At 42.5% G+C, this 16,561-nt stretch carries 16 protein-coding genes and 1 tRNA gene; 11 read left to right on the forward strand and 6 right to left on the reverse strand.

The genetic code is table 11. The features are described 5' to 3' along the window. Positions 1-241: 241 nt before the first annotated feature. The gene (locus tag Q0081_RS22335; RefSeq protein ID WP_298358802.1) at positions 242-1,264 is read right to left on the reverse strand and encodes a site-specific integrase; all 1,023 of its coding nucleotides are present in this window, start codon (positions 1,262-1,264) and stop codon (positions 242-244) included. Between the two features lie 460 nt (positions 1,265-1,724). After that, positions 1,725-2,438, reverse strand: coding sequence for a helix-turn-helix domain-containing protein (locus tag Q0081_RS22340; RefSeq protein ID WP_298358805.1), 714 nt, complete (start codon positions 2,436-2,438; stop codon positions 1,725-1,727). Between the two features lie 148 nt (positions 2,439-2,586). Between Q0081_RS22340 and Q0081_RS22345 the strand changes: the two genes are divergently transcribed. From Q0081_RS22345 to Q0081_RS22370, 6 genes are all read left to right on the forward strand, one after another. Next, positions 2,587-2,793: a hypothetical protein gene (locus Q0081_RS22345; protein WP_298358808.1), complete on the forward strand. Its 207-nt coding sequence runs from the start codon at positions 2,587-2,589 to the stop codon at positions 2,791-2,793. Between the two features lie 81 nt (positions 2,794-2,874). Then, positions 2,875-4,161 (forward strand): site-specific integrase, encoded by a 1,287-nt coding sequence (locus tag Q0081_RS22350; RefSeq protein ID WP_298358811.1) that lies wholly within the window; start codon positions 2,875-2,877, stop codon positions 4,159-4,161. A 268-nt stretch (positions 4,162-4,429) separates the two neighbouring features. Next, on the forward strand, positions 4,430-5,635 hold the full coding sequence (locus Q0081_RS22355) for a VapE domain-containing protein (RefSeq protein WP_298358814.1): 1,206 nt from the start codon (positions 4,430-4,432) through the stop codon (positions 5,633-5,635). Between the two features lie 358 nt (positions 5,636-5,993). Then, entirely contained in the window at positions 5,994-6,215 is a 222-nt protein-coding gene (locus Q0081_RS22360) for a hypothetical protein (RefSeq protein ID WP_298358817.1), read from the forward strand. 188 nt (positions 6,216-6,403) lie between these two features. Further along, positions 6,404-6,715 carry a hypothetical protein gene (locus Q0081_RS22365; RefSeq protein ID WP_298358820.1) on the forward strand — a complete coding sequence of 104 codons (312 nt, stop codon included), beginning with the start codon at positions 6,404-6,406 and terminating at the stop codon, positions 6,713-6,715. 357 nt (positions 6,716-7,072) lie between these two features. Then, positions 7,073-8,092 (forward strand): RimK family alpha-L-glutamate ligase, encoded by a 1,020-nt coding sequence (locus Q0081_RS22370; RefSeq protein WP_298358823.1) that lies wholly within the window; start codon positions 7,073-7,075, stop codon positions 8,090-8,092. A gap of 397 nt (positions 8,093-8,489) precedes the next feature. Here the strand turns inward: Q0081_RS22370 and Q0081_RS22375 are convergent. Next, positions 8,490-8,574 (reverse strand) — tRNA-Ser (locus Q0081_RS22375). Between the two features lie 154 nt (positions 8,575-8,728). Further along, a complete protein-coding gene (locus Q0081_RS22380) occupies positions 8,729-9,847 on the reverse strand; it encodes a PLP-dependent aspartate aminotransferase family protein (protein ID WP_298358826.1) in 1,119 nt (372 codons plus the stop codon). Between the two features lie 229 nt (positions 9,848-10,076). Between Q0081_RS22380 and Q0081_RS22385 the strand changes: the two genes are divergently transcribed. Then, positions 10,077-10,883 (forward strand): crotonase/enoyl-CoA hydratase family protein, encoded by an 807-nt coding sequence (locus tag Q0081_RS22385; RefSeq protein ID WP_298358830.1) that lies wholly within the window; start codon positions 10,077-10,079, stop codon positions 10,881-10,883. 136 nt (positions 10,884-11,019) lie between these two features. Then, entirely contained in the window at positions 11,020-11,916 is an 897-nt protein-coding gene (locus Q0081_RS22390; RefSeq protein WP_298358833.1) for an SDR family oxidoreductase, read from the forward strand. Between the two features lie 114 nt (positions 11,917-12,030). Here Q0081_RS22390 and Q0081_RS22395 read toward each other — a convergent pair whose 3' ends face one another. Continuing rightward, positions 12,031-12,414 (reverse strand): TraR/DksA C4-type zinc finger protein, encoded by a 384-nt coding sequence (locus Q0081_RS22395; protein ID WP_298358837.1) that lies wholly within the window; start codon positions 12,412-12,414, stop codon positions 12,031-12,033. Between the two features lie 385 nt (positions 12,415-12,799). On the opposite strand from Q0081_RS22395, the gene Q0081_RS22400 reads away from it, so the two are divergent. From Q0081_RS22400 to murQ, 3 genes are all read left to right on the forward strand, one after another. Next, a complete protein-coding gene (locus Q0081_RS22400; protein WP_298358970.1) occupies positions 12,800-14,074 on the forward strand; it encodes a Glu/Leu/Phe/Val dehydrogenase in 1,275 nt (424 codons plus the stop codon). Positions 14,075-14,181: 107 nt separating this feature from the next. Continuing rightward, positions 14,182-14,841: a phosphatidylserine decarboxylase family protein gene (locus tag Q0081_RS22405; RefSeq protein WP_298358840.1), complete on the forward strand. Its 660-nt coding sequence runs from the start codon at positions 14,182-14,184 to the stop codon at positions 14,839-14,841. Between the two features lie 84 nt (positions 14,842-14,925). Then, positions 14,926-15,738: an N-acetylmuramic acid 6-phosphate etherase gene (murQ, locus tag Q0081_RS22410; RefSeq protein WP_298358843.1), complete on the forward strand. Its 813-nt coding sequence runs from the start codon at positions 14,926-14,928 to the stop codon at positions 15,736-15,738. On the opposite strand, the gene Q0081_RS22415 is transcribed toward murQ, so the two are convergent. Beyond that, a complete protein-coding gene (locus Q0081_RS22415; RefSeq protein ID WP_298358845.1) occupies positions 15,735-16,553 on the reverse strand; it encodes a sterol desaturase family protein in 819 nt (272 codons plus the stop codon). The two genes, murQ and Q0081_RS22415, sit on opposite strands and share 4 nt — an antisense overlap. Positions 16,554-16,561: the final 8 nt, after the last annotated feature.

Here is a 16,561-nt window from a genome sequence, read left to right on the forward strand (position 1 = left end):
CGATAGGACGTGATAACAGCTTCCGTCCCGGCGAGGGTCGTCCAACTCAAAGAAAAATTCAGCTACATTCATTTCCCAAAGGTCGGGCTAACTTACCACTTCATGCAATTGCCCTACTTATCTAAAGATAAATTACTATCAAAATCAAAAGTTGTAAAGCACCATTGGGCAGTGCATGATCGGCGGGGAAGTTAAAAATATTGACAGCAAAAGGTATAATGCAGCTGCTTTCAAACTGTATTCAGAAACGCGTTTTTGATAGCAAATCAATATTAATCACCGAGGTTGCAGCTTCAATCTTTTTGCGCCACGCTTCTGGTGTAAATTGGCTCTTTTTTAAGTCTTTCAGGAAGGGAAAAATAGAATCAGTAGGCTTCTGTTTTGGCTTTCGGTAGAGGTTCAAGATGTCGCCGGCCCTTTTGATGATCTTCTTACTCCTACTCTTTTGAGTTTTGCCGGCAGTATAATCAAGGCGCTCATTGACGATGTTGCTCCAGCGCAATTGCAGTACGTCTGAAACCCGCATTCCCTGCATATAGAAGGCAAAAAGAAAGAAGTTTCGAGCGTGAAATTTGTTAGTGCCGGGTCGAAGGTCTAAGCGTTCAAGTTGGGAAATCTGTGCTTCTGTAAGTCGTGTCCGTGAGGTCTTGGCTTTTTTGCCTTTGTAGCGCATCCAAGGCGACATTTTTTCAGGCTCAAACACTCCGGACCTAATAGCATCATTGTAGCAGGCTTTCAGGATTTCCAGGTTATTATGCACGGTATTGGTGACGTTTCCGAGCTTCACCAAGTAGCGTTCATAGTCCTTTATCCAATCGTAATCTATTTCAGGAAACAGCAGGTCTTTGCCCTTCAAATACACTTCCAACTTATTCAGGATGGCAATAGTGGTACTCTTAGTGCTTGGGTTGGGAATCTTGCTTGCTCTTGTCCTACTGTATTCTAAGAAGCTCTCGCCCACTATCTCTTTTTTAAGTTGCTTTTGAAGCGTAGAGGCCGTTACTTTTTTGGTACCAAATTGGCCCTTCAAATACGTCGTTTCCCGTTCGAGCAACTTTGCTTTTATAGAGGTGTTTATTTGTGGGCAGTGTGGATGTCTCTTTCTTACTTCCTTCTTTTCATCGTTCCAATATTTCTTTTCAACGGAAGCTCCTACGGATACCCGAAGCATTTTTTTTGCCTGAGTGATCCGTATTTGAATGTTTTGGGTACCGTCTTTTTTAACTCGGTTGTCCAATTCGACGTGAAAAGAAATCTTACTCATAATTTCTTAAACTTTTACTGAAACTTTTTCTTAAACTTTTCATTAGTGAGAGCAAGCCAAAACAAGCCAAAAAACAAAATAACCGCTTATACGTTGCGTACAAGCGGTTATTTGAGTTGTTTTAACAGGGTTAAATCTGTTAAATGTGGACGTAACCGTGGTAATTTGACGTAACCGCAACCGTAACCGCGGATTAAGTTTTTGAAGATCAGAGGCTAAATAACACAAAACCACCGCGTTAGAATCGCGGTGGCCTCATTATCAATTGCTTCTGGCAGAGAGAGAGGGGTAAGAACTTAAAGGGTAACTTCCTATCAATCAGCGACTTATAAACCAAAAGACAAAATTTTTGTAGATGCCGTTACTGCGGTTGTTTATGCCAGGAATAAAAACCGCTTGTAGCATCCTGTCTATTAGATACTTAGCGCCGTAAACGCCAAAGTTTACGATAACGAATTTGTTATTTATTGGGTTCGTTACCTTCTATGTCATTTTCTAAACCTGTCGGCCTGTAATACACTAAAAAGCTTACATCCTCATACGATTCTCCAAACTTAGGGTCTTTAAACATATCCCTATTTCGTCTATACTTTCTTTTCAAGTGTGTTGACACTGTTAATAACTCCTCATCCGGTTCTTTATCATCTTCTACCAAATCCCAAATACGATTAATAACTATCTCAATAGCTTTTGACCAATATTCCTTCCAAGCGTATTCTTTCAATTTTAACGAATTGTAAGGAATACCCGACAATAATGGTATTAGCCATTTATTAGACTCAATGACCTGTACATAACTTTCTAATTTATCACTATGACCAACGGCTTCCGAAAGGGTTTCAAATACTAATTCCCTAAATATTTTTGCCTCGCGTTCGATTGCATCTATTTTAAACTGTTTATCCTTAACCCGGTCTTCCAGTTCTTCTACCCGCTTTACAAGTTCCGTTACCCGTTCATCATTTTCCACCGCTTCCGGCTCACCTGTCAGCAGTTCTACCACCGACACACCCAACGCCCCCGCTATACTTTCCAGTTGCTCAATAGTCAATTTCTCCCCTCTATTTTCTAAGCGGTGATAGTTTGACCTTTCCATATTTAAGGCATTGGCAACTTCTGACTGACTTAACTTTTTTGCCTCTCTGACCTCTTTTATTCTCTGAACTAATGACATTTTATTATAAATGTTGATAAGAATTTACAAAGGTCAATAACTTATTAATAATTGTTGCTATCATTATTTTATACAATTGTTATCATATAATTTGCTTTTTTGCTATCGTATTTTATAACTTTGTAGCCTCATACAAATCAATAATACTATGGATACAATCTCACTAACGACACTCAAGGCTGCAATTGATTCTTTTGAGGAGAGGAACCTTACAGAATTCAAGCCCAAACGCGCATTTTACGAACGAGTCGGAATCAACCGGATCCGGTTTTGGCAACTCGTAGAAGGTAAAAAACGCCCCGACGTTGACGAAGCTCACCGTTTAGCCGAATATTTCGGCAAACCGCTTTTTTAATATAGTAAAGCCCGCTCACTGTTTGCACCAGTGGCGGGCTTGTTAGTTTCTCCATGTTCCACTACAAACCATGTTAAAACCATGTCAAAAGTACACAAAAGCCACTTAACAAACCACGTTCGGATAGCCGAACGCAACAAATCAAAAGCCCAACGGAATACCCTTTATGTTTCGTTTTGGGAACGAAAAAGCGAAGTAAAAGCTAAAATAGAAGTAAGTATTGTAATGAAGCTAACTTACAACGGCAAGGTTAAAAACTACGCAACGGGGGTAATTTGCAAACGCGGCAACTTTGATAAAACAACCTTAAAGGTTACAAACAACCCCGTTGCTACGCTGATGCTCCAAGACCTACGGAACAAAATAAACGCCACCTATGCCGAACTACGGCTAACAGGTCGACCGATTAACTTAGAAATTATTTGGCAGGTATCAAACGGGCAAATCCTAAATGCAAATATCCCCAATGTATTCGGATGCCTCACCCTATTTTTAGAGCAAATACAGGCCCAATATAAAACGGGTGAATTTACGTTTGCGGTCGTGGAGAAAGTAACCACTTGGAACGAACGTATAAAGGCGTATGTGGGTAAACACTACGGCAATAGCGCACACCTTGACGACATAACCCCGGCCGACGCCAAACGCTTCTTATTGTACCTAAAAACAGAGCACGAGTTTAGCCATAACTACGCGGCCGGAGTCGTTCAACACTTTAAAAGAGTGTTGAATTATGCCGTTGAAAATGAATGGATAACCCGAAATCCATTGATGAACTACCGGCGCAAGCTCGACAAAATAAAGGGCGAAATTTTGACCGAATCAGAGATGGACGCAATCCGAAGCTTTGAAATATTCGCCCCAACACTTGACCATATACGGCAAGCGTTTTTGCTGCAATGCTACACCGGTTTGAGTTATGCCGAACTTGTCAGAGTCACGACTAACGACATTTTAAGGGACGATGTTACCGGGATGGAATACATCAAAATAGACCGCCAAAAAACGGGTGTTCCTTCCATTGTACCGCTGAACGTAGAGGCTCAAAACATCATCGACCGTTTTAAAGACCACCCCCAACGTTTAAAAAAGGGCTTGCTAATGCCGATCGTCAGCAATCAGAAATACAACATCTACTTAAAGCAATTGGCCGGGGTTATGGGTACAAAAAAACGCCTAACGTCGCACGTAGCCCGGCGGACGGCTGCAACCTACTACCTAACCAAAGGCGTGCCGATGGAATCAGTATCAGCTATGTTAGGTCATACAAACACGGTCACTACTCAACGGTCGTATGCCATAACCCGGTCCGAGCGCGTTATCAAGGATTTTATGAAAAATAACATTGAAGTCAGCAAAGCCCAATGAACGTATGTCTGGAGTTCCCCGAACCGCCCGAAAACTTAGACCCCGTCTTTCTTTTCGAGTCCTTACAATTTCATCGTTTGATACTACAGGAAGCCTTTGAGGAAATTTGGGATTTGCAGCAAAAAAACGGACAACTAAAAGCAAAATGCGAACGGCTTGTAAGTTTGATTTGCTCACACAACTAATAACAAACGGCCACGGGGGGATACCGTGGCCGTTTAATCATTTTTAAACAAAACTAAAAACTTCGTTTTAACTGTACAAAAGTATGCAAAACACTGATAACAAACAAGTTAAAGGCAAAATTAATAAAATTGACGAATTAGAAAACTTCCTTTTAAGAAAGTACGAAGTTCGTGTAAACATCATCACTAACACCATTGAAAAACGGCAAAAAGGCAGCAAAGAAGCCTTTGAGTCAATCAATGATAGTGATTTAAAATACGAACTTTTTAAGGCAGGATACACCCGTTTTGATGGCGAGTTAAAAGCCATTTTAGGTTCTTCAATTATTCCCAAATACGACCCGTTCAAAGAATACTTTGAGAGTCTGCCAAATTGGACTAATTCAGAACCGGACTACATCCAAAAACTAACCGATTTTATTAAGACAGATGACCAAAAATGGTTTGAAGTCATGTTTAAAAAAATGTTGGTCCGGGTTGTGGCGCAAGCGTTAGGCAGTACCCAATTTAATAAACATTGCTTCACCTTTGTAGGCAAGCAGCATGACGGAAAAACGTCTTTTTTTGATTTCTTAGTCCCTCCTAAATTAAAGCCTTACTACAAGAAGGGATACGACTTTCACGGCGGTCGACAAAGCAAATTTTCCTTGGTCCAAAACTTCCTTATCAACCTTGATGAATTAGCCCAATTTGACAAAAAAGACCTTAACAACGAGTTCAAATCAACTCTTTCGGAAAGTGGCGTTAAATACGCTCCTTTATTCACAAATACAGAAGTTTTATTTGCCCGTCGAGCTTCCTTTGTAGCAAGTACAAATAATCCCGAATTCTTAACCGATGAAACGGGTTCAGTCCGTTGGGTAATCTTTACCGTGCTGAATATCAACCATGATAACGGAGGAAAGAACGGTTATTGCCAAATTGATATAAACAAAGTTTGGGCGCAAGCCTACAGCCTTTTAAAAGACGGCTATAAGTGCGAATTGTCCCACGACGATATAAACCAAACGGAGTTAATAAACCGAACCTATATGCGTATTACTTCCGAAATGAAACTGGTTGCAAAGTACTTTAGAAGTGCCGATAAAACCGAACCCGAATCTAAGTTTTATACCTCCGTAGATGTTAAAGAATACCTTAGAGACAAAGGACATTCTAATATCCATGAAATACAGGTAGGAAGGGCTTTAAGCAGTCTAAAATGGAAGCAGGAACAAAAGTATTTGAAAGAATATGGCTCCCAAAGAAAGGGTTATTATTTAATTGAAAGTGAAAATCTACCTACTTAGTTACTTAGTTGCTTATAAATATCTAATTATCAGCAACTTAAACACCAAAATACTAAGTAAGATACTACCTACTTAATCCTACTTAGTCTTACTTAGTTGTTTGGTCTCCGTTTATTAGTCTACTAAGTAAGATGGTTTATTCGGTTTTTCATCCTACTTACTTAGTCAAAACAACTGATAATCAACAATTTAACCCCTACTAAGTAACTAAGTAGGTAAAAATCAAAAATTCTCTGCACCTTTTGCACAAAACCTATAAGCCGCAAAGGTCAAAAATTGTATAAAACCAAGATTGTAAGAGGTTTTACACCCCTACCCTAAAAGCCCGAAAAAGCTCACATTAAAAAGCTCAAATCAAATGACACAGACACAACAGGCCAAAGTAAAGTTTTACGTATTACGGCCAACAACCGATAATCCAAAAGCCACAAAACAACTAACGTTTAAAGTTGCCAATTTCGGTAAAGCCATCGAATGTATAAAAAGAGAGAAAGCTAAAGGCGAAATCATAACAGCCGCTTATTTTGAGGGCAATATCAGAGAGCGCAACATGAGAATCGAAAGTTATATGTATGATTAATAAGAGCTTTTTTAATATGAGCTTTTTGGCTTTTAGGGGATAGGTTTAAAAATCCCTGTTTGATAGCAAAAAAGAAGCTCGATTTTTCTGAAGCTGAAAAGCTGCACTATTTTTTGATAGCAAAAATAAATCAAATTGCGCTGAGGCCGTGCCGCTCCGGCGCCCATCATTAACCAAGGCAAACGAAAATGATAGCAGAATCTAAAGATTTTAAAACAATTACCCTTAGAGGGCTTGAAGAAAAAAAGAACCTTGTGGAAATTATGAACAAGGTCATGCAAACCAAAGGACTAAAGACAGGTCAATCAGTCATTGAATTTATCATTTCTGACTATGGCCAAAAATTGGCCGAACTGGAAACAATAAAGGAGAAGCGAGAGGAAGAAAGAAAGAAATATTATAAATGGTCAAGCGAAAAAGAAGACACAATAGAAGAACTTTCGCTCATTCTAAGGACTATTAAAGGCGCATTTGCCCTACTACATAAAGCAGAAGTGTAGAAGAACAACCGGCACATAACACATTCATACAGAATGTGTTTTTTTTACTGTTAAATTACTGATAGTCAAAGCATTAAAATTACTTTACAATGCAATTTACAAATGAATTGCTGTTAAAAGTTAGTATTTTTTTTGGTTAATCGCCTGATAATCAATAAGAAGCAAAGTCAATAAAAAATATTTGCCTTGTTTCTCAGCCGAAGAAGCCCTGAAAGCACTGTAGAAAAGTGCAATTGCACCCCTTTCTTTTTTTGCGACATGTGAATTTTAGATTTCGAGCGGCTGTCGTTGACTTACTTTCCTTTTTCAAATGAATTCATCATTTCATTTTTGCTCACGAATAAAATAACATCTACAATGATGAAAGCATTGATTTTAGGAAATTTAGACAAGTCATTAGAAGTAGCGTTAAAACAGTCAGGCGTAAGCTATGAGGTTTATAAGCCCGACCAGCTAATGATTTATGTTAGTGAATCAACATCGGGCTACGATCGCTTTTTTGATGCGCGTTCGGAACTTCCCGAACCGGTCAGACTCAAAGCAAAAGACTTTGATTTTGTTATCTCACGAATTGGAAGCGGTGCCGAAAAAGGAGCAACCATTTTAGAGCATCTAACTGAAAACATGGGTTTGTTTGGTTCTCAAAATGCGGATGGTATCAGGATATGTTCTAATAAATTACGTACCCATTTAAAGCTATCACAAAAAGGAATCAGAACACCCCCAACGGTTTGGGGTAATCGTATTGCTCATACTGATTTTGTATTCAAAAAACTGCTTGATAGTCTGCCGGCCGTTGGTAAAACATCATTAGGCAGTCAGGGCGAAGGAGTGTTTATTTTAGAAAGCCCATTGGCCGCAAATACGACGTTACAGACGCTTTACAAGTTTGATGCTGACATTCTGCTACAAAAATTCATCAAAGGTGTAGGCTTTCAGGATGTACGCGCAATTGTGGTAAACGGGAAAGTAGTTTCGGCAATGGAACGGAGCGCACCAACGGGCGATTTTAGGGCGAATCTTTCGCAGGGCGGAAGCGGTCGTAAAATTGAACTATCAAACGATGACAAGGCAATTGCCGTGGCCGCTGCTGATGCCGTAGGATTAAGGGGTTTTTGTGGTGTTGACTTGCTGAAAGATAAAGATGGTAAAACCTACGTTGTTGAAACTAACTCTAATCCCGGTAGTCTGATATGTACAATAACGGGCTTTAACCATTTTATCCCGTTAGTAGAATATTGTAAGTCTAAAGGAAAGAAGCAGGAAACGAAAAATGAAGCGGCAGCAAATACGCAAAGCAAACAGCCTGTTAATTTCTGTGCAAAAACAATAATTGAGAATTATCGTAAAAATAACCCTCACCTTTTCCCATCTTAAACTAAGCAATGGATAATAGTAAAAATAATCAAAGTGAATCTCCGCCCAATCATCTAACAGTTGATAAAGAGGGTAATTGGTGGCTTCCTGATGGCACAATGTCTATTCATTCACCAACTGCCAAAACTGACATATTGGTTACTAATTCCTTGAAAAGCATGCTTTCGGGTAATGCAAAACAAGTTCGTTTTAGGCATTAATTAGAAATGAAGAATAAGCCCGAACATATATCCGTAATTATTCAAAGAATATTACAGGGGGCTGTTAAAAAGCCTTTAAAGCCCATAAGCGAAAAGTAACCCGTTTACGGCATTGGGAAAAAAGTAACGGCAATCGTTTACGTCTTAAAATAAAAAACCCTCAAAACGTTGATTTTGAGGGTTTTACACAATTTTCGCAGAGAGAGAGGGATTCGAACCCCCGGACCTGTAACAGTCAACGGTTTTCAAGACCGCCGCATTCGACCACTCTGCCATCTCTCTAGTTTTCCCGCAACTCATTGTTTTGGGACTGCAAAGGTAGCGGTTTTTAGTTTCCTGTCAAGGGGTAAATGTGAAAATTTTATAAAAAAAACGACAATTTGATTCTCTTAAATACGTTTCGCGGAGCAAGAATTTGAGTATCAAACACTTAAAACTATTCTAACGCCTGCGCCAAATCGGCAATTAAATCATCGACGTGCTCCAACCCAACTGAAATACGCAGTAAATTCTTCGGACTGACCGAATGAACGCCTTCGGCAGTGGCTCGGTGTTCGATCAAACTCTCCACTCCTCCCAAGCTTGTAGCCCGAATAAACACCTTCACTTTACTTTTTACGACCAACGCCTCCTCAGCCCCGCCTTTCACCTGAATCGACAACATGCCTCCGCCTAATACCATCTGACGTTTGGCCACTTCATACCCGGCATGACTTTCTAAAAAAGGGTAATGTACCGCTTCCAGTTGAGGGTGGGTACTCAAAAATTCGGCCAGCTTAGTCGCATTTGCCGATTGCTGACGCACGCGCAAAGCCAACGTTTTGATTCCCCTCACAATCAGCCAACAATCGAACGGCGAAGGCACCGCCCCGCCCAATGCCTGAATTTGTCGCGCTTTTTCAGCTAAGGGGCCATTTTCTTTGAAAATCAACGCACCGCTCAGTAAATCGCTGTGTCCACCAAAATATTTCGTGGCCGAGTGCATGGAGACATCACACCCCAAATCCAACGGGCGCTGCAAAACAGGGGTAGCCCAGGTATTGTCGCAGGCCGAATAAGCACCTTTAGCGCGGGCCAAGTCCGCAACGGCTTTAATATCCGTGATTTTCAACAACGGATTGGAAGGGGTTTCCATCCACACCAATTTGGTATTGGGTTGAAAGGCTTCTTCTACCGCGGCAAAGTTACTCATATCCACTTTTGTAAATTGAAGTCCCCACAAACTCAACACCTCCTGCAACAACGCCGGCGTTCCGTAGTAGGCATCATCGGGCACAATGACGTGGTCACCCGGGAGCAGACACTGAAATAAGGTGGTGGTAGCGGCCTGTCCAGAGGCAAACGCCATTCCTACCTGTCCGCCTTCAAGCACGGCATACGCACTTTCCAACGCATTGCGGTTGGGATTACTTGCCCGGGTATAAATGTGCCCGTGCGGCATACTGCTGTCGGGTTCGCGCTCAAAGGTCGTAGAAAGATAAATGGGTGGTACTACTGCACTCGCATTAGCGTCGTGAAATTGAGTGCTTTGAATGGCAAGGGTTTCAAAATTCATTGATTATTAGACATTTATACAGTAACTACTCAAACTGTTTGATCGTACTCTATTTCCATTTTTAGAGTTCTACTATTCTTAACTCCTTTTTCCGCAAATCCGTTTTCCATTTTCCTGAAAAAAATCGAATTAGAAGGGGCTATCTACAATTTTACACCAATTCTTTTTGAAACAAAAATTAGTTGTGTAGGTTTGCAATATAGTATGCAAGCATAACAAATTTCAAACCATGGCCTTTGAAACTTTTGAACTAACCATTGAAAATTACGTTGCGCAGGTAATTTTCAACCGACCTGAACGTGCCAATGCCCTCAACCAAAAAGCGTGGGACGAAATGAAAGCTATTTTTGAGGAATTGGACGAAAATGACGAAGTAAGAGTCATTGTTCTGAGCGGCAACGGCAAGCATTTTTGCGCGGGTATTGACTTGGAATTGTTGATGAACGTAGCGCAGTTTGCTCAAAAATGCGAAGGAAGAAAACGGGAGAAACTTCGGAAGAAAGTGTTTGAATTGCAAGCTCCTATCAATGCTATCGAACAATGCAGCAAACCCGTTATCGCAGCCATCCATGGCGGATGCATTGGCGGCGGCGTGGACATCATCAGTGCCTGCGATATGCGTTACAGTACCGACGATGCCTTTTTTACCATTAAAGAAATAGACATGGGCATGGTCGCCGATTTGGGCACCTTTCAGCGTCTTCCCAAAATCATTCCTCCCGGAATAGCCCGCGAAATGGCATATACCGGCCGAAACGTATCGGGGAAGGAAGCAGAACGAATTGGGCTGACCAATCGTAGTTTTCCGGATGCTGAAACCATGCAGGCTGAAGTAGTAAAAATTGCGCAAAACATTGCTGCCAAATCCCCGCTTTCCATTCGGGGCACCAAAGCCATTTTAAATCACAGTCGTGATCATTCCGTAGCTGACGGTCTCGACTACATGGCCACTTGGAATGCCGCCATGCTCCTCTCCGACGACCTCATGGAAGCCTTCCAAGCCAAAATGCAGAAACGCGATGCCGTATTTTTGTAAAAAGCAGAAGTGAGGAGTCAGAAATAAGAAGTCAGAATTAAGAAGTCGCAAAACAAAAATTCGTCACCGCAGCAGCGGTCCGCTCGTAAATCGTCATTCACTAATTCACTCAATCACAATTCACTCATTGACTACAATGGACTATTCTAAACCTATGCTGCGCGAGGATGCACTTGCGGGCAAAACCATCATCGTTACCGGCGGAGGAACCGGACTCGGCAAATCCATGACGAAGTATTTCCTCGAATTGGGTGCCAACGTCATTATTTGCAGCCGCCGTTTGGCCGTTTTAGAAACTACCGCCAAGGAATTAAGTGAAGCTACGGGCGGACAGGTATTGCCGGTAGAGTGCGATGTCCGCAAACCCGAACAAATTGAAGCCGTTATTGAAGCGGCGATTGCACGGTTTGGAGCCGTTCACGGTTTGGTGAATAATTCCGCAGGAAACTTTATCAGCCCTACTGAGCGCCTTTCGTACAAAGCCATTGATACGGTGGTTGACATTGTCTTGCGCGGCACCTATTATTTTACGCTCGCCATCGGCAAATACTGGATCGAGAACCAAATCAAAGGCACCATTCTCAACATTTCTACCACGTATGCCTGGACAGGCTCGGGTTGGGTTGTTCCTTCTGCCATGGCAAAAGCGGGTGCGTTAGCCATGACCAAATCACTGGCTTACGAATGGGGCCGATACGGTATTCGTCTCAACGCCATTGCACCGGGTCCATTCCCTACCAAAGGAGCTTGGGATCGGTTGTTTCCAAAGGAACTGGCCGAAAAATTTGCGTTTGAAAACCGCATTCCGCTGCACCGCACGGGTGAGCATCAGGAACTTGCCAATTTGGCGGCTTATCTCATGTCCGATTTTTCGGCCTATATGACGGGAGAAGTGATTACGCTCGACGGCGGCGAAGTATTGAACGGCGGTCAGTTCAATTTTTTAAACGAAGTGACTCCCGAAATGTGGGATGTGTTGGAAGCACAAATCAAAAATGCCAATCGGGCCAGCAAACAACAAAATCCTTCCTAAATTAAAAAGGCGACAAAACCGCTCTCCTGCTCTTATGAAACAGAAAATGCGCTTTTGTCGCCTGATTTAAGGTGTTACCAAACTACCCTTTTTATGTAATACCTTAACCCTTATTTAAACTCGACGCAATTTGGCCTCAATCGTCTGCTGTGTATGAGGTACAGCTCGCAAACGTTCTTTGGGAATGAGCTTGCCCGTATCAATGCAGACACCGTAGGTGCCGTTTTTGATGCGAATAAGTGCATTTTCGAGTTGAGTGATGAATTTCTGCAAACGAGCAGCCGACTGACTCATTTGCTCACGTTCGCTGGTATCTACATCCTCCATGAGTTTAGTAGCAGCACCTGTATTGTCCGTACCGCTGTCATTTTTTCGACTGAGCGTATCTTTAATGTACGCCAATTCAGTCCGTGATGTTTCCAGTTTTTGGTTAATGATACCTTCGAACTCCTTTAAATCATCTTCGGAGTACCGTTTTTTGTCTTCCTGTCCTGTCATGCTAAATTACCTGTTTGGGATACTACTTATTTGGCGTAAGTTTATTGAAGGCGCAAAAATACGCTTTATTCATTTCTCACAAATGATTTCTCTTACCGTTTAATAAAAAGTTGTTTTTTTTTGATTTTTAGAATTTGACCAAAAACCAAGTATTATTTGGACAAATACCCATAGACCTCTATACGATTTTATACTTTAAGCAATGTTTGGTAGAACGTTTTATTGTCAAAAATTGTACAAAAGCAAGAAAAAACTATCCTTTTGTATTTTTCGTTATAATCGTAGTAAGTTTGCTGCCAGAAAATCCACTTGCATTTAATAGTCAGACAACAAGTGATTTCTATCAGCAACCAAATATTCCAAAAAATCAGAATTTAAGAAAATGATGACTTACATTGAGCCGGCTCCTATCAAAGACAAGGAGAATCCACTGGAGTCTATGATGTCGCGCTTTGACAAAGCAGCCGAATTACTCGGTATCAGCGACGAAATGTACCACATTCTTAAAGTGCCCCGCAAGCAGGTAGTGGTTGGCCTCCCGGTCACCATGGACAACGGGCAAATCAAAGTTTTTGAAGGGTACCGCGTCATTCACTCGACCATACTCGGCCCTGCCAAAGGAGGAATCCGATTTGACATGGCCGTCAATATTGATGAAGTCCGGGCCTTAGCGGCTTGGATGACCTGGAAATGTGCCGTAGTGGACATTCCCTACGGAGGTGCTAAAGGCGGAGTGGCCTGCAATCCGCGCCAAATGTCGGCGGGAGAAATCGAACGCCTGATGCGGGCTTACACCACAGCCATGCTTGATGTATTTGGTCCTGACAAAGACATTCCTGCTCCCGACATGGGCACCGGTCCACGCGAAATGGCTTGGCTCATGGACGAATATTCCAAAGCCATGGGTATGACAGTACACGGTGTTGTTACGGGAAAACCGCTTGTTTTGGGAGGCTCGTTAGGTCGTACCGAAGCAACGGGACGCGGCGTAACAGTATCTGCTTTATCAGCCATGGAAAAAATGCGCATTAACCCCTACCGCGCTTCAGCAGCCATTCAGGGCTTTGGAAACGTCGGGATGTACGCAGCAGCATTGCTTCATGAACGTGGCGTAACGGTACAGGCTATCAGCGATATTTCAGGTGGGTACTACAATGCACGCGGTATCGACATTGAAGATGCCATGAAATACCGCGCTGATAACGGGGGAATTTTGGATGGCTACCAACATGCCGATAAAATCACCAACGAAGAGCTCCTGTCGTTGCCAGTCGATGTGCTCGTACCTGCTGCCAAAGAAGACGTAATCACGCACGATAATGCAGCCGATATTCAAGCCAAAATGATTGTAGAAGGTGCCAACGGACCTACCTCCGCCAGTGCCGATGATATCATCAATGAAAAAGGAATCATGGTGGTGCCTGATATTTTGGCCAATGCGGGCGGAGTGACGGTTTCTTATTTTGAGTGGGTACAAAACCGCATCGGTTACAAATGGAATTTGGAGCGTATCAATCGCCGTTCTGACCGAATTATGAAAGATGCGTTTGAAAATGTCTACGCCACTTCTCAAAAATACAAGGTAAATATGCGTTTGGCCGCCTACATCGTGGCCATTGATAAAGTAGCCAGTACTTACAAATTCCGCGGCGGTTATTAATAAAGTAGGGCGGAATGAGTAGTGAGTAGTGAGAAGATTACTATTTTTGCGGGGTAAAGGGTAATAAACCTTTACCCCGCAATTTTTGATTCATACTTTTGGCTCTTATGACTATTCACAAAGAAGGATTCGATAGCATTGGATTGGCAGCTCTTTTTGTCTTGCTTACTAACGGGCTCATCCGCTATTTTTTCCCTGAAATTTCCTGGCTTACTACCGCTTGGTTGGTGGCTTCCATTATTTTCTTTTTCATCATTGTTCAGTTTTTCCGTAAACCTACCCGTGTTACTACCGTCAATCCCAAACACGTGATTGCCCCCTGCGACGGTAAGGTAGTGGTAATAGAAGAAGTGATTGAGTCTGAGTACTTCAAAGGCCCTCGACGTCAGGTGTCTATCTTTATGTCCCCCTTGAATGTTCACATCAACTTTAATCCAATTGCGGGTATCGTAAAATACTTCAAATACCATCCTGGTAAATATTTAGTGGCTTGGCACCCAAAATCAAGCACCGAAAACGAACGTACCACCACCGTAATACAAGCCCCAAGCGGCACCGAAGTATTATTTAGACAAATTGCGGGGGCGCTGGCCAAACGGATTGTGTGGTATGTCAAAGAAGGACAACAAGTCACTCAAGGCGATGAAATGGGTTTCATCAAGTTTGGCTCACGCGTGGATGTCTATTTGCCCCTCGATGCCGAAATCAACGTAAACTTAGAAGAAAAAACGCAGGGAGGAATCACAGTATTAGCCCATTTAAAATAAATGTCGAGGTGAGAATGCAGAATGAAATACTAATTCGACAATCTGCATTCCCACTTCGACACTCCCATTCGACCCTCTACATTCATGTTATCTACTACTGAATCAACTTCTCGGTATGACCACCTCGAACAAATGACTGTTCGGGAATTACTGACCAACATCAACAACGAAGACAAAACTGTTCCTTACGCCGTCGAAAAAGCCATTCCTCAAATCGAAGCCTTGGTCGAACAGATTGTGAGTCGAATGAAACAAGGAGGGCGACTATTTTATATTGGCGCAGGTACAAGTGGGCGGTTGGGGGTTGTGGACGCCTCCGAATGTCCTCCCACTTACGGTGTACCGTTCGATTTAGTCATTGGCATCATGGCGGGTGGCGACCAAGCCATTCGTAAAGCCGTTGAAAACGCCGAGGACGACCTACATCAAGCCTGGGTTGACCTTCAAGCCTACGAAATAGACGAACTTGACTCACTCATTGGTATTGCGGCTTCAGGACGAACTCCTTACGTGATTGGTGGCCTCGAAACTGCCCGAAAAGCAGGCATTCTGACGGGCTGCATAGTTTGCAACACGGGTTCGGCAGTAGCTGCCGCGGCCGAATATCCCGTAGAGATTGTTGTAGGCCCCGAATTTGTAACTGGTAGCACCCGCATGAAATCGGGCACGGCTCAGAAATTGGCACTCAACATGATTTCAACCTCCGTAATGATTCAGTTGGGGCGTGTCAAAGGCAACAAAATGGTAGATATGCAAATGACCAACTACAAGCTCGTGCAGCGTGCCATTCGGATGGTGAGAGAAGAACTCCCCCACCTAACCGCCGAAGAAGCCCAAACTTTGCTCGACGTCCACGGCAGTGTGCGCAACGCCGTAGAAGCAGGAAGAAAAAGCTAAACAGTTGACTTTTCTTGTAAGCGTGTTGTGGCTTCAAAAGGTTTAGGTCGAGCGGCATTGGCCTCAAAGGTGGCTTCGTAATGCTTAAAATTGGTATTCATCCATTTGTCCCAAAGGTTGAAATACAAACCGTAATTTCCTTTTCCCAGTTGATGGTGCATGTTGTGGTGGGTTGGGGTATTTTGCCAACTCCCAAACCACGTTTTTAGAAAGTTTTTCGGAAAAACCTCGTAACCAGTGTGCCCAAGTACGTTCATGGTTACCATAAAAATCAAGAACAAAAAGATGGCAAGGGGAGGCATGGGAATAAGAATCACCATAAAAACCAATACGCCAGCCTCTACCACTGCTTCTAACGGGTGAAAAGAGAATGCCGCCCAAGGTGTAGGATTGTGCGACAGATGGTGTACTTTGTGAAAATAAGGAAACAACTTGGGATGGTGCATCATACGGTGCGTCCAATAAAAGTACGTATCATGCCAAAAAATGGCTAAAACAACGCTTAATACTAAATACCCCCACCCCAACTTCTCGACTTCGGTATAAATCTGCGTGTATCCGTACATCCGCAAAAAATATATTCCTATACCTATCACCGAGAATATGACCATTGTGAGCAAAGAATAACCAATTTCGCGAACAATGTCTTTGTCTCTGGGGAATTTTTGCTGGATTTTGAAGTAAAACCACTCATTTTTTTTGAGGCGATAAAAAAACCAATAAGCCGTACCTGCCACTAACACGTAGCGAATCAACTGGAATAATAACGTAAGTAAAAAACGGCTCAGTACATCTATTTCTTGAAGTGTTTCCATGACTGTTT

The sequence above is a fragment of the Runella sp. genome (genome assembly GCF_027484545.1).
Taxonomy (GTDB): Bacteria; Bacteroidota; Bacteroidia; order Cytophagales; family Spirosomataceae; genus Runella.